The organism is Pseudomonas sp. GM41(2012), from assembly GCF_000282315.2.
Taxonomy (GTDB): domain Bacteria; phylum Pseudomonadota; class Gammaproteobacteria; order Pseudomonadales; family Pseudomonadaceae; genus Aquipseudomonas.
Genome location: NZ_AKJN02000007.1, coordinates 189,199 through 211,161, shown reverse-complemented (window position 1 = coordinate 211,161; position 21,963 = coordinate 189,199). Strand labels below are relative to the sequence as shown.

Annotated in this window: 14 protein-coding genes; 12 read left to right on the top strand and 2 right to left on the bottom strand. The window is 59.2% G+C overall.

The features are described from left to right. Positions 1-47: 47 nt before the first annotated feature. The 7 genes from PMI27_RS13515 to PMI27_RS13545 all read left to right on the top strand — a co-directional run bounded on the left by PMI27_RS13515 (position 48) and on the right by PMI27_RS13545 (position 15,684). Positions 48-1,499, top strand: a complete 1,452-nt coding sequence (locus tag PMI27_RS13515; protein ID WP_008150025.1) for an alanine/glycine:cation symporter family protein — start codon at positions 48-50, stop codon at positions 1,497-1,499. A gap of 131 nt (positions 1,500-1,630) precedes the next feature. Next, the gene (locus PMI27_RS13520; protein WP_008150023.1) at positions 1,631-2,635 is read left to right on the top strand and encodes an asparaginase; all 1,005 of its coding nucleotides are present in this window, start codon (positions 1,631-1,633) and stop codon (positions 2,633-2,635) included. Between the two features lie 164 nt (positions 2,636-2,799). Continuing rightward, entirely contained in the window at positions 2,800-3,792 is a 993-nt protein-coding gene (locus PMI27_RS13525; RefSeq protein ID WP_008156616.1) for an AraC family transcriptional regulator, read from the top strand. Positions 3,793-4,034: 242 nt separating this feature from the next. Then, positions 4,035-5,066, top strand: a complete 1,032-nt coding sequence (locus PMI27_RS13530) for a histone deacetylase family protein (RefSeq protein ID WP_008156618.1) — start codon at positions 4,035-4,037, stop codon at positions 5,064-5,066. Positions 5,067-5,078: 12 nt separating this feature from the next. Further along, positions 5,079-6,179, top strand: coding sequence for a polyamine ABC transporter substrate-binding protein (locus PMI27_RS13535; protein ID WP_008156620.1), 1,101 nt, complete (start codon positions 5,079-5,081; stop codon positions 6,177-6,179). A gap of 159 nt (positions 6,180-6,338) precedes the next feature. Continuing rightward, on the top strand, positions 6,339-10,967 hold the full coding sequence (locus PMI27_RS13540) for a dermonecrotic toxin domain-containing protein (RefSeq protein ID WP_008156622.1): 4,629 nt from the start codon (positions 6,339-6,341) through the stop codon (positions 10,965-10,967). Between the two features lie 130 nt (positions 10,968-11,097). Next, entirely contained in the window at positions 11,098-15,684 is a 4,587-nt protein-coding gene (locus PMI27_RS13545; RefSeq protein ID WP_008156624.1) for a hypothetical protein, read from the top strand. Positions 15,685-15,717: 33 nt separating this feature from the next. Here the strand turns inward: PMI27_RS13545 and pdxR are convergent, their stop codons facing one another. Then, a complete protein-coding gene (gene pdxR, locus PMI27_RS13550) occupies positions 15,718-17,268 on the bottom strand; it encodes a MocR-like pyridoxine biosynthesis transcription factor PdxR (protein WP_008156626.1) in 1,551 nt (516 codons plus the stop codon). Positions 17,269-17,358: 90 nt separating this feature from the next. On the opposite strand from pdxR, the gene PMI27_RS13555 reads away from it, so the two are divergent. From PMI27_RS13555 to PMI27_RS13565, 3 genes are read left to right on the top strand one after another with little or no spacing between them, the layout of a single operon-like run. Next, positions 17,359-17,982 carry an FMN-binding negative transcriptional regulator gene (locus PMI27_RS13555; protein ID WP_008156628.1) on the top strand — a complete coding sequence of 208 codons (624 nt, stop codon included), beginning with the start codon at positions 17,359-17,361 and terminating at the stop codon, positions 17,980-17,982. Between the two features lie 9 nt (positions 17,983-17,991). After that, positions 17,992-18,438, top strand: a complete 447-nt coding sequence (locus PMI27_RS13560) for a GNAT family N-acetyltransferase (RefSeq protein ID WP_008156629.1) — start codon at positions 17,992-17,994, stop codon at positions 18,436-18,438. A 17-nt stretch (positions 18,439-18,455) separates the two neighbouring features. Further along, complete coding sequence (locus tag PMI27_RS13565) at positions 18,456-19,127, top strand: GNAT family N-acetyltransferase (protein ID WP_008156631.1); 672 nt, start codon at positions 18,456-18,458, stop codon at positions 19,125-19,127. A 105-nt stretch (positions 19,128-19,232) separates the two neighbouring features. On the opposite strand, the gene PMI27_RS13570 is transcribed toward PMI27_RS13565, so the two are convergent. Next, entirely contained in the window at positions 19,233-20,132 is a 900-nt protein-coding gene (locus PMI27_RS13570; RefSeq protein WP_008156634.1) for a homocysteine S-methyltransferase family protein, read from the bottom strand. Between the two features lie 112 nt (positions 20,133-20,244). On the opposite strand from PMI27_RS13570, the gene PMI27_RS13575 reads away from it, so the two are divergent. Both PMI27_RS13575 and PMI27_RS13580 read left to right on the top strand, forming a co-directional pair. Next, the gene (locus tag PMI27_RS13575; RefSeq protein ID WP_008156635.1) at positions 20,245-21,066 is read left to right on the top strand and encodes an ABC transporter substrate-binding protein; all 822 of its coding nucleotides are present in this window, start codon (positions 20,245-20,247) and stop codon (positions 21,064-21,066) included. Beyond that, entirely contained in the window at positions 21,063-21,899 is an 837-nt protein-coding gene (locus PMI27_RS13580; RefSeq protein WP_008156638.1) for an amino acid ABC transporter permease, read from the top strand. Before PMI27_RS13575 ends, PMI27_RS13580 begins: the two co-directional genes overlap by 4 nt. Positions 21,900-21,963 lie beyond the last annotated feature (64 nt).

The window sequence follows — 21,963 nt, the reverse complement described above, 5'->3', positions numbered from 1 at the left end:
CTGACCGCACAGCATTTGCCTACACAAAAAACAGCGAGGAATAATCCATGCTCGAAGTCATTAACGACTTCCTCTCAGGGAAAGTACTGATCGTGCTCATTGTCGGGCTCGGTAGCTACTTCACGATCCGCTCGCGTTTCGTTCAATTGCGCCACTTCTTCCACATGTTCGCGGTGTTCCGCGACAGCTTGCGCAGCAGCGCCGGTCAACTCAGTTCATTCCAGGCCTTGATGCTCAGCCTCGCCGGCCGCGTCGGTGCGGGTAATATCGCCGGTGTCGGTATCGCCGTGACCCTGGGTGGTCCAGGTGCGGTGTTCTGGATGTGGGTGACCGCGCTGGTCGGTATGTCCAGCAGCTTCTTCGAATGCTCCCTCGGCCAGCTCTACAAGCGCTGCGATTCCGACGGCACCTACCGTGGCGGCCCGTCCTATTACATCCAGCACGGCCTGCAGAAACGCTGGCTGGGCATGATCATGGCGTTCCTGCTGCTGATCACCTTCGGCTTCGCGTTCAACGGTCTGCAATCCCACGCCGTGACCCACTCGCTGAACAACGCTTTCGGCCTCGACACCACTTACACCGGTCTGGCCCTGGCGGTGTTGCTGGGCATGGTGTTCATCGGTGGTATCAAGCGCATCGCCAAGGTCGCTGACCTGCTGGTGCCGGTGAAAACCCTGGTGTACATCGGCGTGACCATCTACGTGATCGTGCTGCAATTCGATCACGTGCCGGCGATGCTGATGACCATCGTCAAAAGCGCGTTCGGTCTGGATCAAGCCTTCGGCGGCCTGATCGGCAGCGCCATCGTCATGGGCGTGAAGCGTGGCGTGTTCGCCAACGAAGCAGGCCTGGGCAGTGCGCCAAACGTGGCTGCTGTCGCGTCGGTCGAGCACCCGGTGGCACAGGGTGTGGTTCAGGCGTTCAGCGTGTTCCTCGACACCTTCGTGATCTGCACCTGCACCGCGTTGCTGATTCTGCTCTCGGGCTTCTACACCCCGGGCTTCGAAGGCGACGGTATTGCCCTGACCCAAAACTCCCTGGCCGCCGTGGTCGGTGACTGGGGCCGGAGCTTCATCTCCGTGGCCCTGTCGTTGTTCGTGTTCACCTCGATCCTCTACAACTACTACCTGGGCGAGAGCAACCTGCGTTTCCTGATCGGTGAAAACCGCAAGGCGCTGATCGGCTACCGCGCGCTGGTATTGGTGCTGATCTTCTGGGGCGCTATCGAAAACCTTGGCACGGTGTTCGCCTTCGCGGACATCACCATGACCTTGCTGGCATTCGTGAACCTGATCGCGCTGTTCCTGCTGTTCAAAGTCGGCATGCGCATCCTGCGTGACTACGATGACCAGCGCGCGGCCGGCATCAAGACGCCCGTGTTCGATTCAAGCAAATTCCCGGATCTGGACCTGGACCTGAAAGCCTGGCCAGCCAATCCGCCAGCGGCCTCCACCAAGGCTGAAGCCGAGCCGCAAGGCGTACCCGCAGCGCAACGCTGATCGGTAAACGAAGGGTGCACAACCTGTGGGAGCCAGCCTGCTGGCGATGACGGACTGTCAGATGACACATTAGTGTCTAACATACCGCTATCGCGAGCAGGCTCGCTCCCACCTGCCAGGAGATTTCCCCCATGACTCCCAATTCCTTCCCTGCCGCCCAGCACGTCATGGTGCTCTACACCGGTGGCACCATCGGTATGCAAGCCAGCGCCCACGGCCTGGCCCCGGCGTCCGGTTTCGAAGCACGGATGCGCGAGTATCTGCACAGCCAGCCTGACCTGGTCGTGCCGCAGTGGCGCTTTCGCGAGATGTCGCCGCTGATCGACAGCGCCAACATGACCCCTGATTACTGGCAGCAACTGCGTGAAGCGGTGGTTGACGCTGTCGATGTCCAGGGCTGCGACAGCGTGCTGATCCTGCATGGCACCGACACCCTCGCCTACAGCGCAGCGGCCATGAGTTTTCAATTGCTCGGCCTGCTTGCCCGCGTGGTGTTCACCGGCTCCATGCTGCCGGCCGGCGTGACCGACAGCGATGCCTGGGAAAACCTCAGTGGCGCGCTGGTTGCTCTGGGTCAGGGCCTGGCGCCGGGCGTTCATCTGTACTTCCACGGCGAACGGCTGGACCCCACCCGTTGCGCGAAGGTGCGCAGTTTCGGTCGTCATCCGTTCAAGCGACTTGAGCGTCAGGGTGGCGGCGTGAAGGCGCCAGCGCTGCCAGTGGAGTTGCATTACCGCAAGATCAAGCAATTGGCGAAAGTCGCTGTGCTGCCGCTGTTCCCCGGCATCGGCGCCGAGATACTGGACGGCCTGCTCGACAGCGGCATTCAAGGCCTGGTGCTGGAGTGCTACGGCAGCGGCACCGGACCGAGCGACAATCCAGAGTTCCTCGCCAGCCTGGAACGCGCGTGGAACAAGGGTGTTGTGGTGGTCGCGGTTACGCAATGCCATGAAGGTGGCGTCGAGCTGGATGTTTACGAGGCTGGCAGTCGCTTGCGTGGTGTCGGCGTGTTGTCCGGTGGTGGCATGACCCGCGAAGCCGCGTTCGGCAAGTTGCATGCGTTGCTGGGTGCCGGGCTCGACACCGACGAAGTTCGGCAGCTTGTAGAACTCGACCTCTGCGGCGAACTCAGCTGACACCCTGCAAAACCCTGTGGGAGCGAGCCTGCTCGCGATAGCGGTCGTCCATCCAACATTGATGCTGACTGACACACCGCCATCGCGAGCAGGCTCGCTCCCACAGGATCTCCATCAGGCATGTAACTTGCTGCCGTTCCAGCATCCAATGGCTGGAACACCCCATGCTCCACTCCCACCTCACCACCCTCAACGCTGTCTCTCTGGTGCTCAACACCTTCAAGGCCGAGGGCTTGTCCAGCGAAGCGCTGCTGGCCGGCAGCGGCATCAGCGCGGCGGATCTGAGCCGGGCGGACACGCGCATCACCACCAATCAGGAGATGCAGGTCTGCGCCAACGCCGTCGCGCTCAAGCGTGACATCGGCCTGGAACTGGGCCGGCGAATGCACGTTTCGTCCTACGGCATGCTCGGGTACGCCTTACTCACCAGCGCCACTTTAGGTGACGCCTTGCGGCTGGCACTGCACTACCCGGCGCTATTAGGAACACTGTTCGAGTTGAGCCTGGAAGAAGATAACGAGCGCATCTGGCTCACCGCTGGCGACTATCGGGAAAACCCTGCGCTGGCGCCATTCAATGTCGAGTTTTGCCTGGTTTCGATGAAGGTCACTTGCGAAGACCTGCTCGGCCAACCTTTGCCGCTGCTGGGCGCCCGCTTCGAATACCCGGCGCCGGACTATCAGGCACGCTACACCGAGCGTTTCGATTGCCCCTTGCAGTTCGACGCTGCGTCCAACGCCTTTGCCTTCGACAAAGCCTGGCTGGAGCACCCTCTGCCTCTGGCCGACGCCATCACCCATCAGGCCATGGCCGAACGCTGCCGCAAACAAAACACCGAGTTCACGGGTCGCCAGGTATGGCTGGGCCGCATCCGCCAACTCCTCGCGGCACAATTGAGCGCAGCGCCGGGCCTGGATGGGCTGGCTGAACAGTTGAACTGCTCGGCACGCACCTTGCGCCGACATCTCAAGGACTTGGGGTGCAGCTATCAAGAGTTGCTCGATGAACTGCGGTTCGAGCAGGCCAAACGCATGCTCTGCGAGGACCAACTGCCGATCTATCAAATCGCCGAGGCATTGGGTTTCAGCGAGACCGCGAGTTTCCGTCATGCGTTCGTGCGCTGGAGCGGCGTGGCGCCGAGTCAATTCAGACCCTGAGTACGACTCCCCTGTAGGAGCAAAGCTTGCTCGCGATGCGGGCAACGCGGTGTCTCTGCAAAAACGCGCTGATGCCATCGCGAGCAACCTTTGCTCCTACGGGGTCTGTCGCGCCAACAAGGGGCGAATTCCGGTCAATTCTTTTGGCCATATCGATCCCCTTTTGGCCTTTCCTGCCGTTCTCTCAAACGCCGCGCGCCGCAAGACTGTGTTCAACCGAATCAGCCTGCGGAGAACAAGAAATGCTGACGATCTACTCGGACGATCACCACCTGCACCACGGCCGTTGTGAATTGATGGACGGGCAACTGATGCCCTGCTTCGAAATGCCTTCGCGAGCCGACCATGTTCTGCAGCGCGTGCAGTACCGCGACCTCGGTCCGGTCGAAGCGCCGCAGGATTTCGGCCTCGACCCGATCGCGCGCGTCCACAGCCGCGACTACCTCGACTTCTTCAAAGGTGCCTGGGCGCGCTGGACCGAATTCGCTACCGACGGCGACTTGCTGCCCTACACCTGGCCGGCCCGCACCCTGCGCCGGATCATCCCCACCAGCCTGCACGGCCAACTCGGCTATTACAGCTTCGACGGCGGCGCACCGATTACCGCCGGCACCTGGCAAGCGGCATACAGTGCGGCGCAAGTCGCGCTGACCGCTCAAGCCGTCATTCAACGCGGCGCCCGCAGTGCCTTCGCCCTGTGCCGTCCACCGGGACACCACGCCGCCAGCGATTTGATGGGTGGTTATTGCTACCTCAACAACGCCGCCATCGCTGCGCAGGCGTTCCTCGATCAGGGCCATAAAAAGGTCGCGATCCTCGACGTCGATTACCACCACGGCAACGGCACTCAATCGATTTTCTATGAGCGCAGCGACGTGCTGTTCACCTCGATCCACGGTCATCCCGAAGCCGAGTTCCCGTTCTTCCTCGGCTATGAAGATGAACTGGGTGAAGGGGCCGGCGAAGGCTTCAACTTCAACTACCCTCTGCCGGCTGGCAGCGGCTGGGACAGCTGGAGTGCCGCGCTGGAACGCGCCTGCAAAGAGATCGAAAACTACGGCGCCGACATCGTCGTAGTGTCCCTGGGCGTCGACACGTTCAAGGACGATCCGATCTCCCAGTTCAAGCTCGACAGCCCGGATTACCTGGCCATGGGCGCACGCATCGCCGGCCTCGGCAAGCCGACGCTGTTCGTGATGGAAGGTGGCTACGCGGTAGAAGAAATCGGCATCAATGCCGTGAACGTTCTCGAAGGTTTTGAAAGCGCCCAATGAGGAATTAGAACAATGATCCGTCTCAAGCGTTTTATCGCGCCCGCTCTGTGTGCCACCGTGCTCAGTGGTGCCGTTCATGCTGAAGAGCGAACGTTGCGCGTCTACAACTGGTTCGACTACATCACCCCCAAAGCGCTGGAAGACTTCAAGGCCCAGAACACCCAGACCAAACTGGTCTACGACATCTTCGACACCAACGAAGCGCTGGAGGCCAAATTGCTGACCGGCAACTCCGGTTATGACGTGGTCGTGCCGTCCAACGTGTTCCTCGCCAAGCAGATTGAGGCCGGCGTTTTCCAGCCACTGGATCGCAGCAAACTGCCGAACTGGAACCACCTCGATCCCAAGCTGATGAAGCTGATCGAAGCCAACGATCCGGGCAATAAATTTGCCGTGCCGTACATGTACGGGACCATCCTGATCGGCTTCAATCCGACAAAGATCAAGGCTGCACTGGGTGACAACGCACCGGTGGACAGCTGGGACCTGATCTTCAAGGAAGAGAACATCAGCAAGCTCAAGCAGTGCGGTGTTGCACTACTCGACTCGCCGTCGGAAATCCTGCCACTGGCCCTGCAACACCTCGGCCTGGACCCCAACAGCAAGAAACCGGCGGACTACGAAAAGGCTGAAGCGTTGTTGATGAAGATTCGTCCGTACGTCACCTACTTCCATTCCTCGAAGTACATGGCCGACATCGCCAACGGTGACATCTGCGTCGCGGTCGGTTACTCCGGCAGCTTCTCCCAGGCCGCCAACCGCGCCAAGGAAGCCAAGAACGGCGTGATCGTCGACATGCGTCTACCGAAAGAAGGCGCCCCGATCTGGTTCGACATGCTCTCCATCCCCAAAGGCGCGAAGAACCCGGAAGACGCCTACACATTCATCAACTACTTGTTGCAGCCGCAGGTGATTGCACCGGTCAGCGACTTCGTCGGCTACCCGAACCCGAACAAGGACGCCACCGAATTGGTCGACCCGGCGATCCGCAACAACCCGAACCTGTACCCGACCGAAACGGCGATGAGCACGCTGTACACCCTGCAACCGCTGCCCCGTGACGCCGAACGGGCGCGGACCCGGGCCTGGACCAAGATCAAGTCCGGGACCTGAACAACCCACCATTTACGCGCCATTGAAGACCCGCCCCGTGCGGGTCTTTTTTTACCTGACGATATTTAAGTACCGCCCGACCGATCCCGCACCCCGCTACTTTCCGAACCTGACCGGCGCGCTTGCGCGCACGTCCCAGTCCCTCAGAAAGGAATGCACATGTCCTCTACCGAAACGAATGCTGTCGAAGCCGATCCGGCATCCAGCAACCCAAGTGATCTGCTCACCCAACTGGTCATCGTCCCTTCGATCAGGGAGGTGGCCACCCGTATTCTTCAAGACGATCTGAAACAGCTGTATCCACAATTGGATATCAATCCCGGAACGGCAATGGTCGTCACACCGAGCTGGGAAGTAATCGCCGGGACGGTCCAGCCCGGGCCATTGAGATTCGAATCACTGACGGACGCGCTGCTGCGGCACACCGGCTCAGGCGAGCCAGTGATTTACCTCGACGGTGAACACTTCCTGAGCCTGAATCCCGACGCGATCACGCCCATCCACCTTCCGGTCAAGATCGATGCGATAGGGCGTCTGATCAATAAGCTGTCCCCCCTCCTGTTGGTGGCTTACCAGGAACAACAACTCGAGTACTGGGACCAACCCACCCATGACAAGACCCTGCGTTGGCAGGAGTTGTCCCAGTCATTGCGCCAGGTCTGGAATGTAAAAAAAGTTGAGGGTTGGGATGTGCACCAGCTGGCCATTGCGCGCAATGTCTTCACCTATCCCGATGCGACGTTACGCAGCCCCCATGACACCTACAAGATTCGGGTCTGCCTGATCGACCTCGACCGGCTCGATGGCACAGTGTCCAGCCACCTCAATCGTACGGATCTGACCGTCGTGATCGGCACCGTCGGGACACGAACAATCATTCTGACCCACTCCATCGCCACAGGTTTTGGGACATATGAGTCGCTGGAAAAGCTCAGCAAGGATTTGCCGAAGTATGTTGAAAAACTGCCCCCCGAGGCCACGCTTCAATGGCGCCTGTTCGAACCCTCCGGGAATTTTTTTGATCATCAGGCCATCGCACTGATTGCGCTCCAGGCTGATGCTATTGCCAGCCTGGAGTTTGCAAAACGGACCAGCAGGCCGGCGATCACCACCTTCACCCGTCCCGCAGCAGAGGTGAGCGATACGACTCGAACCGAGCAGGTTTCGCACTTCGAAAAGGTGCAGCGGAAAATCCCCGAATGGCTGAACAACGCTTCGCCATTCGATCTGGGTTGCTACAGCCGACACCTGTTTGATCTGGCGCTGCTGCAACTGCGTAACAGCGGAAAATCCTTCGACGACGATATTGCTCCGATCAAGACATTCGCGCTGGATGCACTTCGGGCCCACATGCTCAAAAGCCACAGCGACGTTGCCAGCATGAAGCTCGAGAACGTCGAGATCGTTATTGTCAGTCAAGTGGTGTGGGGAGCATTCACGGCTCCCGGCATGAGCGAGACCAAACGCCTGGACCTCGCAGAACTGGCGCTCGAAAACCTCATCGCCCTTCCACTGGGAAACCAGTCGGTGCAATACAAAGACGGCACGGCGGTGCCGACCTGGATGACGTCCGACTATGTCAACACGGCCATCAGCGCCGTCGATATCGGTGCGACCTACCCCGCGTGGGTCAAGAGCAAGCTACTGGATGACCCGCTGGAATCGCTGCGGCGTCAACGCCTCTACGCCAGTAACTTGCGTATCCAGCTGGCGCTGCAAGCATTGCAAAGCAAAATCCTTGGCGAACATGGCATCGACGAAAAGGGCTATCGCTACATCGTGGCGGCAATGAATGCGCTCAATGCCGACCGATGGGTCGACGGGGAAGAAATCGTCATCCGCCCGCTGGCGTTTATCCCCAGCCAGCGGAATGACAAAACCCCTGATGAAGTCACCAACATGTATGTGATCGGGCCACGGAACATGGTCAAGGGGCCCTGCATTCTCTATCGCCCACTGCTTGAAAAACCGCTGACGCAGTACCCCACGGCCGCCAACCTGCTGTATGCGATCAAACACTCCAAGGAGCTGCGGGCATCAACCCTGGCATGGTTGCCGGACAAGGTTCGGTTCAACTATTCGCAGTATGTCTTCCCGGGGGAATTGCCTTCGGCCTGGACGTTGACACAACTGCTGGTCGACTCAAGCACTGCCCGGCAGATGAGCGGGCCGGTGTCGTTCGGGCAGAAAGTGATCGAGCACGACCGCCTGATGAAACTGTTCAAGGCCAATGCCAACGCACTGGTCATGAAGGGTGAGCGGGATTCGGTGTCCAATGCCGAAAGCCGCTGGGCCAGTTTCAAACAACACGCCTGGATGATATTCAGCGCCGTGTTGCCGTTTCTCGGTCGAACCGCCGGAACGGCTGCGTGGATCTGGCAGATTCTGGACGATCTGCAAGAAGGCATCGACGCCCGGGAAAACCAGGATACGACAGTACAATGGTCTGCCCTGACCGACTTGTTCCTGACCCTGGGCATGGTGCTGGCTCACCAGGCGACCGCCCGACGCCAACCCGCGCGAGACGGCGTATCGCCGACCGAAAAACCCATCATTGCCGGCACGGAGAAAAGTCCTCCGGTCCAGACCCCGGCCAGCATACAACTGCCTGATATTGCTGACGATTATCTGCCAGTTGAACACCAGACCTCACTTCACCCAACAACCGTACTCAACAGCAATCGCGCAGGACTGGGGCCAACCCTGGACCGGTACAAAATCCCCAAACCGCAAGGACTCGGAGCGGCCAGTACCGAAGGCGTGTACAAACACCTTTATGAACATCAGTCCAAATACTATGCCCCGGTTGGCGAACGATGGTTCGAGGTCTTCGTCAACGACGATGGGGTCGTTCAGATCATTGATACCCGCCAGCAACCGCCCATCAACGGACCGTTGTTGATCAACAACGCGACAGGTCAATGGTTCGTTGACATCAGGTTGCGACTGCGTGGCGGCGGCAAGAAAAGCAAGCTCAAGGCACTACAACAAGCGAACGCAACCAGAGTCGCCGACATCAAGACTTATCTGGCCGACTTCGATGCACAGATGGCGTCTAAACGAAAAAGCATTACCGATGCCTACAACGCCATGAAAAATGCCCCCGCCGATGCAGTCGACGCCACTCGAGAAACATTTCTCGAAAAACTGGAGGCACGCAACGACGAATATGAAACCACGATCGAGAAAATCAAATCGCTCAATCTGGTCGAGGAAGTGCCTAAGTATCGTGAAGCGATGATCGAAATGCTGGGAACTCAACTGTTTTTCAACCAAACCTGGATCGACCAGAAATACCCGGCATTCGTCGAGGCCCTGCGTCTGACCATGGAGCGTCTCGATGCGAAGGAAAGCAGCGGCCCTCCTCCTCCCGCTGGCTCGTTTGAAGCCATGTCAGACCTGACCCAAGGCATTATTCAGAAGGTTGAATTCGCTCAGTCGCGCTTCCAGGAATTGACGCGCCTGGGCAAAAACGCCGAGCAGTTGTCCCTTGAGTATCAAGCGAAACTAACCAAATTCGACCTCCAGGACCTCAGGTCCCTTCAGGTCACCCTCGCCCGCGAGCTGTGCCTCAAACCTGGTGAAACGCCCGAACTGTCCGCTGCCAAAGCGTCCATCGAGCAGATTGTCGAAGATGCCGATCTGACAGTGAATAGCGCAATGGAGTTGATCCGTGATGAGCAGGTACTGAGCGCGGGTGACCGGATCGAGGCCTTGAACAGCCTGGTCGACCAGTTCGCCGCCATCGAACAGCGCCTGCAGAGCTTCGCTGGCACATACCCGGAGCAGATTGCCAAAGAACAATTTGAGCGACTGCAAGGTCGCATTGACGAGTTCAATCAGCAGACCGTCGGGCATCTGGCGGACCTGCTGCGCGAGCAGCGACGCCTGGAGCCTGCACCCGGCCCGTCACGCACCTCATCGGCGTCAAACAAGAGAGCCATCAAGACGCGCTTCAAAGGCACCGTGATCGGCCATACCCGCAAAGCCGCGCCCGGCCACCCGACCCTCGTGGATGTCACCGCACCAATCACCGGCAAGGTGATCGCCACCTTCCACGAAAAGCCCCTTGGGGTCTGGGTCGAGCGGCAGACGAAGAAACCACAGACTCCCAGACCGCGCCTGCCTGACCCCGGGGCACGCATAACGGCAGGACAATCACTGCTGGATGCTCTGCCCGCCTTTACTCAACGTGCCGAAGCTGACTCAAAACAGTCCTGGCAGCTCCCGGTGGAAATAGAGGAAGCATTCCACCGGCAGGCCTCTCGCCTTGAAGACGCCGCCAAGGCGATCAACGTTGCGCTCATCCAAAGCAATGTCACGCAGGATCATACGAACACCGCACGACCGGTATTGACCCAACTGGCCGAACAAACCACTCAGCTCTATGCCGCAGGCCATCGCCTGCGGCTTGAGATGACCAAACGACAACCGCCTACTGCCGCACGGGTCGAGTGGCTACACAGCAAAGGCGAAGTCGACATCGTGCGAGTGAAAGACCGGAGTCGACTCAAAGGGCCGCGCCGGGATTATCTGCAGGAATACGAAGTGCGAGAGGCCAAAACCGCCCGGGTGCTGTGGTACGCCCATTTTCACTACGCGCAGCTCGATGATGGCATTCAGTCCTATACCGCCGCTCACCTGAAAACCCGTGAGCAACGGCTGCTTGGCCGTTTCGATATAGGGGCGAGCACCAGCGACCAGGAAGCGATCAGGATCTATCGCAGCGAGATCAGCCCTCAACTGGCCCGGTCGCTGTTCTTCTCTCAGGCATCTGCATCCACCTGACCATTACCACGGACCCACCTTGCCGGTGGGTCTTTTTAATCGCGGTCATCGACCGCCGCCTCACCGGCTGTTACGCCGATTATCGGGTGCTGGCGGCCGCCCTCTACTCCGGTCAAAAAGGAAAATGACCATGACACAAGTATCCACAGCCACCCCCCCAAGCAACGCAACCCTGCTGCTGGACAGAAGTAATCTGGCCAGCCTGACCAGTCAGGGCCCCACCCTCAACGACGTCAGCTCGCAGGTGCTGCGCGAAGCCCTGAAACAGCTTTATCCGCAGCTCGACATCGATCCCGATCAAACACTGATCGTCACGCCAGGATGGCGCATGGAGGATGGAACCTTGAGTGCCGACTCGCCATACATGGAGACATTGACCCAAGCGCTGGTGCATCTGAGCTGGAGCGCAGGTGTCGCGAATTTCATCGAAGGTGAGCACTTCCTGACGCACGATCCCCTTATCAGGTCTCCCGTTCATCTCGCTGTCAGTGTCGAAGACATTGCCCAACTGCTGAACGATCACACCCCCCTGCTATCCGTCGAGTTTCAACAGCGCGAACTGGCTTTCTGGAATGAGACGGTCAACGGTCAACCCCGCTGGCATGGGCTCTGCGAGACGCTGAGAAACGCGTTCAATGTCCAACAGATAAAGGGCTGGGATGCCGACCAATGCACCGTCGCCCGTGCCGTTTACAACTATCCGGACAAAACCGAACGGGCGTTGAAAAACACTGAAATCCCCGGCATCAAAGCCTGCCTGATCGACGTGGACAACAGCGAAACCACCAACACCACCCACCTCATGCTGGGAGGTTCGATTGTCCTGAAGGCAACTCACAAACAGCGCGAACTGATCATGCTGTTCACCATCGAAGGCGGCTACGAGGCCTTCGACTCTCTGGAGCAACTGGGCGCGTCGCTGCCCGCCCGGATCGACATGGACCTGTCGGGTCGCACGCTCCAGTGGCGATTGGTCGAACCAGACGGCAACATTTTCGATCATATGGCCTGGGCGCTGATCGCCTCTCAAATGGATGCCATCAACGCATTCATCCCCTCGGTTTCGACCGCCGGGGCCAGAACAACCCCTGGTTTGCGCACGGCAGTCACCCCGGCAGGACATTTCAGCTCTACCGACAAGAACCGCATCGAGCAGCTTGAGGCGGCCATTCCCGATTGGTTATCCAACGCCTCGGCCAGTCACCTGCAAGACTACAGCCACGGCCTCTCCCGCCTGGGGAAACTGCGAAATACCTCAGGCCTGAACGATATCCCGCTGATCAGTGAGTACGCGCAGACCACAATGCGTGAAGCCATCGTCAAGGACAAAGCCAGCGAAGGGGCCGCGCAACTGCCGCTTGACGACCTGCAAATCACGGTCACCAACAGCGTCATCGTCGGCGGGCTCACGTTGCCCAACCCGCATGACCGGCATATCGAAAGCCTGGGGGATTTCGCCCTGCAAAATACCGCGCCCTACCTGGCAGAACTGCATTTCAAAAACAAAGCTTTGGTCCCCCAATGGCTGACTGTTGGTTACCTGACTGCCATGGCCTCCCAAGTCAACATCGGCAAGAGCTACCCGCAGCTGCTCAAGAACAAGCTGATCGATGATCCGGCGCAAGCCGCGCTCCAGAAACAGCGCTACGTCAATCAACTGCCCGACTTGCTGCGGCTCAAAGCGCTGGAGTGCATGCTTCAACAGGACGGCGGGCTCGATGAAACGGGTTATCGCTACATCCGCGAGTTAATGGATGTCGCTCAGGGAAAACCGCGACAAGGCCATTCCGATATCGTGATTCGCCCCCTCACGTTCACGCCTCGGCATCGCCTGCTGTCTGACGGTGACACCGTTACTAACATGTTCATCATCGGCCCAAGGCAGAAAACAGACGCTCCCTGCCTGCTTTACCGGCCACTGCTTGAGCAACCTTTATTGCAGTTTGTCTCGCAGGCAAACCTGGTTTACGCCCTGCATCAACCGGGTGAGCTGCGCGATTGCGTACTGGCCTGGCTCCCGACCCCGGCGCTGAGCTTCGAATATGCGCAATACGTCTTTCCCGTGGGGCTGCCTTCACCATGGCTGGCGACTCAATCCGGTATCGATACGCTCCTCACTCTGGACCTGGCCGGGCCTATCGACCTGGGAACCGAAGAAATCACCGGCGACATACTGTCCGCACTGTATAAAAGCAACGCCAGCACGATGGTCGAGCAGGCGGATCGGCAATCACTGTCCAATGGCGAAAGACGCTGGGCACTCTTGAAGGACAGCGCCTGGGCGATTTTCAACGTTGCCTCGACCTTCTTGAGCGGGCCTGTGGGGACTGCCGTCTGGGTATGGCAAAGCATCGGCGAAATCCAGCAAGCACTCGACGCTCACGAACAAGGCGACACGCTGGTCGAATGGAATTCATTGGGAGATGTGCTGGTGACACTCGCGGTGTTACTGGTTCACCGCGCTTACGAGCAGCGTCATCGCGAATGGACTGGGCATACACGCAAGAAACCGGCGTGGAAGTTGCCGCCACCTCCAGCGCCACGTCCGTTACCCAAGCCTGCGCCTGCAACGATTTCCATGGACCCCCTGGTATTCTCCGCTGAACTGAGCGCCAGCCATTCCTCATCTCTGGAGATCGGTGTATCGGTCCCTCGTCGCTCAGGCCCTTCACTGGGCACATATCTAGACACGCTCAAAGTCTCTGCGCCGGATTTGAACAGCACCGAGCTGATCATAATGAATGAGAAAACGCCCCACCTGTATCAACTCGACAGTACAAACTACGCCCAGGTCGGCGAGCGCTGGTTCCAGGTCCGCATCGATGAGGACGAGGAAGTGCAGCTCCTCAATCCAAAGGAACCCATGCGTCCGGGCCCGTTGCTGGCTCATGACCAGCACGGCAAGTGGTATGTCGATACGCGGCTGCGGCTGCGCGGTGGTGGTCCGAAAAGCCGTTTGAAAGCCTTGAAGCAAGCAAAGGAAACCCGCAAACAAGAGCTGAATACTCAGATAGAGACATTCAAGAGCCAGGAACAAACCCATCAGGCAGCACTCGATGGCCTTCAGAGCGCTATGCACAAGGCGACCGACGAGAACTTCGAAACAGCGTCCCGGTTTTACACCGACAAGCTCGATGAGCGGATCAAAAGCTATGGAGGGGCCCTCGAACAGCTACGCGAATGGCGCTCGCTGGGCGGTGAAACCGGTTACACCTACACGCTGTTGCGCCTCACCACCGTGCAGGAAAAGTTCTTGGCACTCTGGTTCACGATGAAGAAAAACCAATACGCTCAGGTCATGCAAACACTCGTGGAACAGGCCCCTTTCAACAGTGTTGATCCGGTGTCCGGGAACCTGGTCGCCATCCAACAGGCAACTGCACTAGGTGACGCCATTGTTGAACGGCTTGAGCTGGCAAAAGCCACTCTGGCGGGCCTCAAGGTACTAGGCCGCGCAGGGCTCACCCGAATCCAGGACCTCACAAGGCTCATGCCAAAATTCACGCGACTGGACTTCAAGGCCAACGAAATCGGTATGGCCTACGAACTGTGCATTCAAGAGACATCTGACGAGGCCATGCCCCAGGCTCGAGCAGCAACCGCCAGCATCGTGGTCGACGCCGCCGACGCCAGCCATGAAGTTGCCGAGATGATGAAACAGCCAAGCGCGAGCAAACCGTCCGAGGAGTACATCAACAAACTGTCCAGGCTGGCCGACATCTATGCCGATATCCATCAGCGCATCCAGGACCTGCCAACCCTGTATCCCGGGATGGTCCGCCAAACGCCTCTCGACCACCTTCAAGCATTGATCACGGAATTTCAGGCACTGACGCTGACCCAGCTCGATGACCCGCTTCCCGAGGCCGAAGAGTCTTTCCTTCCGAAACCTGCCCAACCTGTTGTTGCAGGGCCTTCGCGGCCCAAGGTCAAAGTCACCAAGACCCGTCCACGGGACGTGGAAAGCGAAGCAGCCCAAACACCCGAGCAGGTGAAAGAAGAGGAGACGTTGCAGAAACTCGTCCCCAAAAGCGCTCAGCCCGCCAGACCCGTCCTGGACGATATCGCTACCATCTCTGCCGCCTCGAAACTCAACGTGGACGCAAACGACTTCATCAGACACACCAACTGGGACGCCGAACGTGCGAACCGAATCCCTGCCGATGTGCAGGATCTGTTCGATCAACAGGCGCGCAAACTGGAAGAGTCCGCGACAAACGTTGACCAGGCCATGAGCAACATCAGAAATTCCGGTGAACAACCTCCTCCCCTGTCAAGCCTGAGCCAGGAGATGCGTGAAAGGGCCAACAGGCTCCGCAAGGAGGGCATCAGTACGCGCACAAAAATGCTCAAGAAGCGCAAACCCAGGCAGGCGTACTTTCAATGGCTGCACGAGAACCGACAGATCAAGATCGTCCGCAACGAGCAAGGCAGGATCAAGACCAAAGAGCGCAAGGACTACTTTCAGGAGTACAGGATTCTCGACACCACCGACAATGACCAGGAACTCTGGGTTGCGCACTTCCACTACGAAACACCTGAGAGCAATGCCACTCAACCCACGGCAGCGCACCTGAAAGTATCTGAAAAATACCTGGCGACACTGGCGCCCGAACTTCGGCAACAGCTGGCCACCCTTCAGCCGATTGACTACGTCCTGCGTCGAATCACCAGTGCGTCCACCCAATCACTGTTTCTGACACTCGAGCCCCAGTGACCCGTAAAAGGGCTGTTCTGCCGACCAGCCTTTTTACCGACGCCAGGCACTGCGCAAACGCGCAAGTGCTGATTCGATGGCCGCTTCCGGCACCGCCGCAAAACCGAGCACCAGCCCCGCTCGCTGATCCGCCGGAGTGCTCGAATCCGGCAACCAGTAGCTGCTCAGGCCATTGATCTCGACATCGACGCTGGCGGCGGCTTCAATCAGTTCGCGTTCGCGGGCCTGAGTGTCGACCGCCACCGTCAGGTGCAGCCCTGCCGCCACACTCGGCAGGCTGCCAACCCCGGGAATGTCCGAGGGCCAGTTGGCAAGAAGTGTATTGCGACGACTCAACGCGGCGCGGCGCATGCGGCGGATGTGCCGCTGGAAATGCCCGGCCGCCATGAACTCGGCCATGACGGCCTGAGTGCTCACCTCGGAATGCCGAACATCGACCGCGCGACGCTGGGCGAAAGCGTCTACCAGTGCCGGTGGCAGCACCAGATAACCCAGGCGCAATGCCGGGAAAGCCACTTTGCCGAACGTGCCGACGTAGAGAACCCGCCCGTGGCGATCAAGCGCAGCCAATGGGGCCAGTGGCGCGCCGCTGTAACGGTACTCGCCATCGTAATCATCCTCGACGATCCAACCCTCGGTTCGCTCGGCCCAGGCCAACAACTCCAGCCGCCGCGCCAGACTCATCACCACCCCGGTCGGGTATTGATGCGACGGCGTGACATAGGCCAATCGACAATCGTCGAGCCCGTTCAATTCGGTGCAGTCGATACCGTCGCTGTCCACCGCCACCCCGTGCAATCGCGCACCGGCCACGGCGAACGCATGACCCGCCGCCCGATACCCCGGATTCTCGATCGCCACGCCATCGCCCGGCTCTACCAGCAGCTGTGCACAAAGGCTAATCCCCTGCTGTGCGCCACTGGTGATCACTATTTGCTCAGCCGTGCACTGCATCCCCCGGGAGCTGCGCAAATACGCGGCAATCAGGCCGCGCAAACGCGCGTCGCCTGCCGGATCGCCATAACACAACTGCTGCAGATCCGGTTTACGCCAGAAAGCCGCATTCAGCTTGGCCCAAACCTCGAAAGGAAACAGGTCGAACGCCGGAACACCGACCCGAAACGCACGGGGCGGACCACTCGGCGGCAAGGCCAAATGGTTCTTTTCCACGCGCCCGAGTGCACCGCTGTGGATAACTTTGCTGGATGAAACCACAGGTAAATCCAGCCAATTTGTGGATAAGGCTGTGGGTAACCCTGTTGACAACCCTGTGGATACTTTTGTGGATAGTTTTTTCACCGGCAACACGGATTGAGGCAATTGCGCGACATATGTCCCGTCACCCACACGTCCTTCAATAAAGCCCTCGGCGTAGAGCTGATCGTAGGCGCGGACCACGCTGTTTCGGGAAATCGACAACGCCGCCGCCAGATCGCGACTGGCCGGTAATCGCGTACCGCTGGCCAGCCGACCGTCGAGAACCCGCACCCGCAAGGCTTGATAGAGCTGACGACTCAAACCCTGACGGCGATCGAGTTCGATACCCGCCGGGTTGAATGACAAGGACAGTGGCTCGCGGGTCATGGCAATGGACCTATGAAATTGGTCGTTAATGGCTCTTACAACAGACCAATAGCCTGCCTAGGATGCAGGCATTCGCCAAGGAAAATCTCCATGTACACGCCAAGCAGCTTTGCCATCGATGATTTGCATGAACTGCACCAGCAGATACTCGGCACCCGCCTCGCGGTGTTGGTCACAATCGGGGAACAAGGTCTGCAAGCCAGCCATTTGCCGCTGCTGTTGAGTTCAGACCAGGGCCCGAATGGCACCCTTTACGGGCACTTCGCCAAGGCCAATCCGCAATGGAAGGAACTGCAGAACGGCGCCGAAACCCTGGTGATTTTTGCCGGTGCCGACGCTTACATCAGCCCGGGGTTTTATCCGAGCAAAGCCGAGCACGGCAAAGTGGTGCCGACCTGGAACTACGTCGCCGTGCATGCGTACGGCACGGCCGAAGTGTTCACCGATGCCGATCGCCTGCGCACGCTGGTCAGCGCGCTGACAGATCGTCATGAAGCCGGTCGCGCCAACCCATGGAAAGTCGCCGATGCCCCCGCCGACTACATTGACGGGATGCTCAAGGCCATCGTCGGTTTTGCCTTGCCGATCCAGCGCCTGCAAGGCAAACGCAAGCTCAGCCAGAACCGCAACGCTGCAGACATCACCGGTGTGCGCGAGGGGCTTGCCGCCAGCCCTGATGTGCACGACCAGGCCCTCGCCCACTTGATGCGTTAAGGAATGAACATGAGTCAGATCGACATCCGCCAAGTCACCGCCGACGACCACGCCGCCTGGTTGCCCTTGTGGCAAGCGTACCTGCGTTTCTACAACACCGAATTGCCTGAAGCCGTCACCCAGAGCACTTGGCAGCGCCTGCTCGACCCGAGCGAACCAACCCATGCCGCGCTGGCCTGGGCCGATGGCAAAGCGGTGGGCATGGTGCACTTCATCTACCATCGTTCGAACTGGAGCATCGAAGACTCCTGTTACCTGCAAGACCTGTTGGTAACGCCTGAAACCCGTGGCACTGGCGTCGGCCGACAGTTGATCGAATTCGTTTACGCCACAGCCAAAGAGGACGGTTGCTGCAAGGTCCACTGGCTGACCCACGAAACCAACGCCACCGCGATCCAGCTCTACGAGCGCATCGCCGAACGTCCCGGTTTTATCCAGTTTCGCAAAGCCCTGTAAGGTTCAAGGAGAACAGCATGTCGACTTCACTCGCCGACTGGAAAGGCGTTCCGGCGCCATCCGTCCAAACCATTGAAGGGCGTTTCATCCGCCTGGAAAAGCTCGACCCGGCGCGTCACGCCGACGGTTTGTGGAAAGCTCTGCAAGGCCCGGGTTCCGACCCGAAACTCTGGGACTATTTGCCTTACGGTCCTTTCCCGGAGCGCAGCGCGTTCAACGATTGGCTGAACAATCATGCGGCCAATAGCGACCCGTACTTCTTCAGCGTGATCGATCGTGCCAGCGGCGATGTGCAAGGCATCCTCAGTTTGATGTCGATTGTTCCTTCACAAGGCCGGATCGAGATCGGCCATGTCACTTTCGGTGCGCCGATGCAGCGCTCGCCGAAAAGCACCGAGGCGGTTTATTTGCTGGCCAAGGAATCCTTTGCGCTGGGTTATCGCCGTCTGGAGTGGAAGTGCAACAACGGCAACGCCCGCTCCAAGTACGCCGCCGAGCGGCTGGGGTTTAGTTTTGAAGGCGTGTTTCGCCAGCACATGGTGGTCAAGGGGCAGAACCGGGACACGGCGTGGTATTCGATTCTGGACTCGGAATGGCCAGCAATCGGGGCGGGATTTGAGCGCTGGCTGTCCGATGAGAACCAGACGGATTCGGGGCAGGTGAAAACCCTGGCCGAGTGCCGCACCTGATTCGGTAGCGCCCGAGCGGACGCCATCGCGAGCAAGCTTTGCTCCTACGGGATTTGGGCCGGACGCCACCCAACCTGTAGGAGCAAAGCTTGCTCGCGATTGGCTTCACGCTAACTTCTGGGCAAGCACCGCGATGTGCTCCGGCCCGATCCCGCAGCAACCACCCAAATGACTAGCGCCGCGTTCTTTCCAATCAGCCGCCCACTGCAAATAACCCGGTGGATCAAGGTCTTCACGCAATGGGTCCAGACCGTCGTTGGCTGTGGCCTCTTTCGGTTGCGGCGGGAAGGCATTGGCGTACGCGCCGATGTGAATCTTCACCCCCAGACGCTCGAAGGTTTCCCGCGCGGCATCAATCGCAGCACCGATCACTTCCGGCTGGCTGCAATTGAACAGCAACGTCTCGACGCCCAGCTCAGCCGCCACGGCTGCGGCGTCAGCCACCGACTCACCCGAACGCAAGCGCGGCACTTCATCCGTGTCCTCATCCTTCAAGGTAAACGACAGCCAGAACGGCTTGCCGTCCGTTGGCAGACCGGCGTGGATCGCTCGCGCTTCAACGATCGAGCTCTGGGTTTCCGCCAGCCACAGATCGACATGAGGCGCCAGACCCTTCACCAGCGGCGCCAACAATTCAGTCGCCCGAGCAGCATCGAAAAGGTCTGGACGATAGGACCCAAACAGCGGCGGTAATGAACCGGCCACGCGCACCGCTTTGCCCGAAACCTCTACCGCACGCCGCGCCAGCTCACCGGCCAACGCCGCGAGCGCCTGCCCTTCTGCTGCAAAACGCTCTTCGCCAATGTGAAACGGCACCACCGCGTAACTGTTGCTGGTGATCACGTTCGCACCGCTTTCGATATAAGCCGTGTGCACCGCCTCTACCGCTTGCGGCGCTTCGCTCAAGGCCAGTGCCGACCACTCGGGCTGTCTGAACGGCGCGCCTCGACGCTGCAACTCACGACCCATGCCGCCATCCAGAATTACCGTGCTTGCTGCGCCCATATGCTTTTCACTCATAAGCTTATGAAAATAACTCACTATCAGAGTCGTTCTTATAACTATTTAATACGCACCATCCGGTTAATAACAACCTCTTTTTTATCAGGGATCGACTGTGAAATTCCAACCACTCCTGGCCCTGGGCCTGACGATTCTGGCTGCCTCCACCCAAGCCTTTGGCGGCGCCACGCTGGATCGCGTCGAAAAAAAGAAACAGCTCGTGGGCGTGTTGATGGAAAGCTATCCACCCTTCTCGTTCCTCAATGATCAGAACCAGCTCGATGGATTCGACGTTGACGTGGCCAAGGCCGTGGCAGACAAACTGGGCGTCAAACTGCGCCTCGAAACCCCGTCCTGGGACGTGATCGCCGCCGGCCGCTGGAGTGGGCGCTATGACATCTGCATCTGCTCCATGACCCCAAGCAAGGCCCGCGCCGAGGTCTTCGACTTCCCGGTCGAGTACTACGCCTCGCCAGCGGTGATCGTAGTCAACGCCAAGGACGACAGCATCCACGGCGCCAAGGATCTGAGCGGCAAGAAAGTCGGCCTCACCAGTGCCTCCAGCTACGAAAGTTACCTGAACAAGAACCTGGTGATCGAAGGCGCCGAAGACACGCAATTGCAGTACCCGTTCGAGGACGTGCAGATCGCGCCGTATGACACCGACAATGTCGCTTTCCAGGACCTCGGCCTGGGCGCCGGCGTTCGACTGGACGCGATCCTCACCAACCTTGTCACCGCACAACCGCGCTTGACCGAAGACAAACGCTTCAAGCTCGCCGGCGAGCCGCTGTACTCGGAACCAAACTCGGTGGCCATTGAAAAAGGCGACGCCCAGTGGGACGCCAAAGTGCGTGACGTCTTCGCTCAGCTGAAACAGGACGGCACCCTGAGCAAGCTTTCGCAAAAATGGATCGGCGCCGACATCAGTAAATGACTTCTTTCCCAAAACCTCCCCAGCCGCCGCAACCGGTGGCTGAGTCGCGGCTGCAACGGATCTTCGGTTTCCGCACGCGGCTATACATGACCTGGGCAGCGATGCTCGGGTTGTTCGCCAGCTTCTTCCTGAGCTTCGACCTGAAGTTCTCGATCATCCTCGACAAACTGCCGAACCTGATCGGCCTGCACCTGGCGCCCAACGGCTTCCTGCAGGGCGCGGCGCTGACGCTGTTTCTGTGCCTGTGCTCGATCGTGACCTCCTCGCTGCTGGGCTTCATCACCGCCCTGGCGCGGCTGTCGAAAAGCGCCGTGGCCTTCGGCATTGCGAGCTTCTATGCCTCGTTCTTTCGTGGCACACCGCTGCTGATCCAGATCCTGCTGATCTACCTCGGCCTGCCACAACTCGGCATCGTCCCGGGCGCCATCGCCGCCGGCATCATCGCCCTGTCGCTGAACTACGGCGCCTACCTGAGCGAAATCTTCCGCGCCGGCATCCTCGGCGTCCCCCACGGCCAACGCGAAGCATCCCTGGCCCTGGGCATGCGCGAAACCGTGATCTTCTGGCGCGTCACCCTGCCCCAGGCCATGCGCACCATCATCCCGCCGACCACCAACCAATTCATCTCGATGCTCAAAGACTCGTCGCTGATCTCGGTAATGGGGGTTTGGGAAGTGATGTTTTTGGCGCAATCGTATGGGCGCTCGAGCTATCGCTACATCGAGATGCTCACGACGGCGGCGGTGATTTATTGGGTGATGTCGATTGGGCTGGAGCTGATTCAGGCGCGGATGGAGCGGCATTATGGGAAGGCGTATTTGAGCCGTAGTTAGTGAAAGGCGGAGGAGTTTCCGAGTTGCGATAGCCGACCATGTCTCGATTTGTTGTAAGAAAAAG

Excerpts from the sequence above, each read along its gene's own strand:
- PMI27_RS13515 (WP_008150025.1), top strand. The coding sequence starts at position 48 with ATGCTCGAAGTCATTAACGACTTCCTCTCAGGGAAAGTACTGATCGTG.
- PMI27_RS13520 (WP_008150023.1), top strand. The coding sequence starts at position 1,631 with ATGACTCCCAATTCCTTCCCTGCCGCCCAGCACGTCATGGTGCTCTAC.
- PMI27_RS13525 (WP_008156616.1), top strand. The coding sequence starts at position 2,800 with ATGCTCCACTCCCACCTCACCACCCTCAACGCTGTCTCTCTGGTGCTC.
- PMI27_RS13530 (WP_008156618.1), top strand. The coding sequence starts at position 4,035 with ATGCTGACGATCTACTCGGACGATCACCACCTGCACCACGGCCGTTGT.
- PMI27_RS13535 (WP_008156620.1), top strand. The coding sequence starts at position 5,079 with ATGATCCGTCTCAAGCGTTTTATCGCGCCCGCTCTGTGTGCCACCGTG.
- PMI27_RS13540 (WP_008156622.1), top strand. The coding sequence starts at position 6,339 with ATGTCCTCTACCGAAACGAATGCTGTCGAAGCCGATCCGGCATCCAGC.
- PMI27_RS13545 (WP_008156624.1), top strand. The coding sequence starts at position 11,098 with ATGACACAAGTATCCACAGCCACCCCCCCAAGCAACGCAACCCTGCTG.
- pdxR (WP_008156626.1), bottom strand. The coding sequence starts at position 17,268 with ATGACCCGCGAGCCACTGTCCTTGTCATTCAACCCGGCGGGTATCGAA.
- PMI27_RS13555 (WP_008156628.1), top strand. The coding sequence starts at position 17,359 with ATGTACACGCCAAGCAGCTTTGCCATCGATGATTTGCATGAACTGCAC.
- PMI27_RS13560 (WP_008156629.1), top strand. The coding sequence starts at position 17,992 with ATGAGTCAGATCGACATCCGCCAAGTCACCGCCGACGACCACGCCGCC.
- PMI27_RS13565 (WP_008156631.1), top strand. The coding sequence starts at position 18,456 with ATGTCGACTTCACTCGCCGACTGGAAAGGCGTTCCGGCGCCATCCGTC.
- PMI27_RS13570 (WP_008156634.1), bottom strand. The coding sequence starts at position 20,132 with ATGGGCGCAGCAAGCACGGTAATTCTGGATGGCGGCATGGGTCGTGAG.
- PMI27_RS13580 (WP_008156638.1), top strand. The coding sequence starts at position 21,063 with ATGACTTCTTTCCCAAAACCTCCCCAGCCGCCGCAACCGGTGGCTGAG.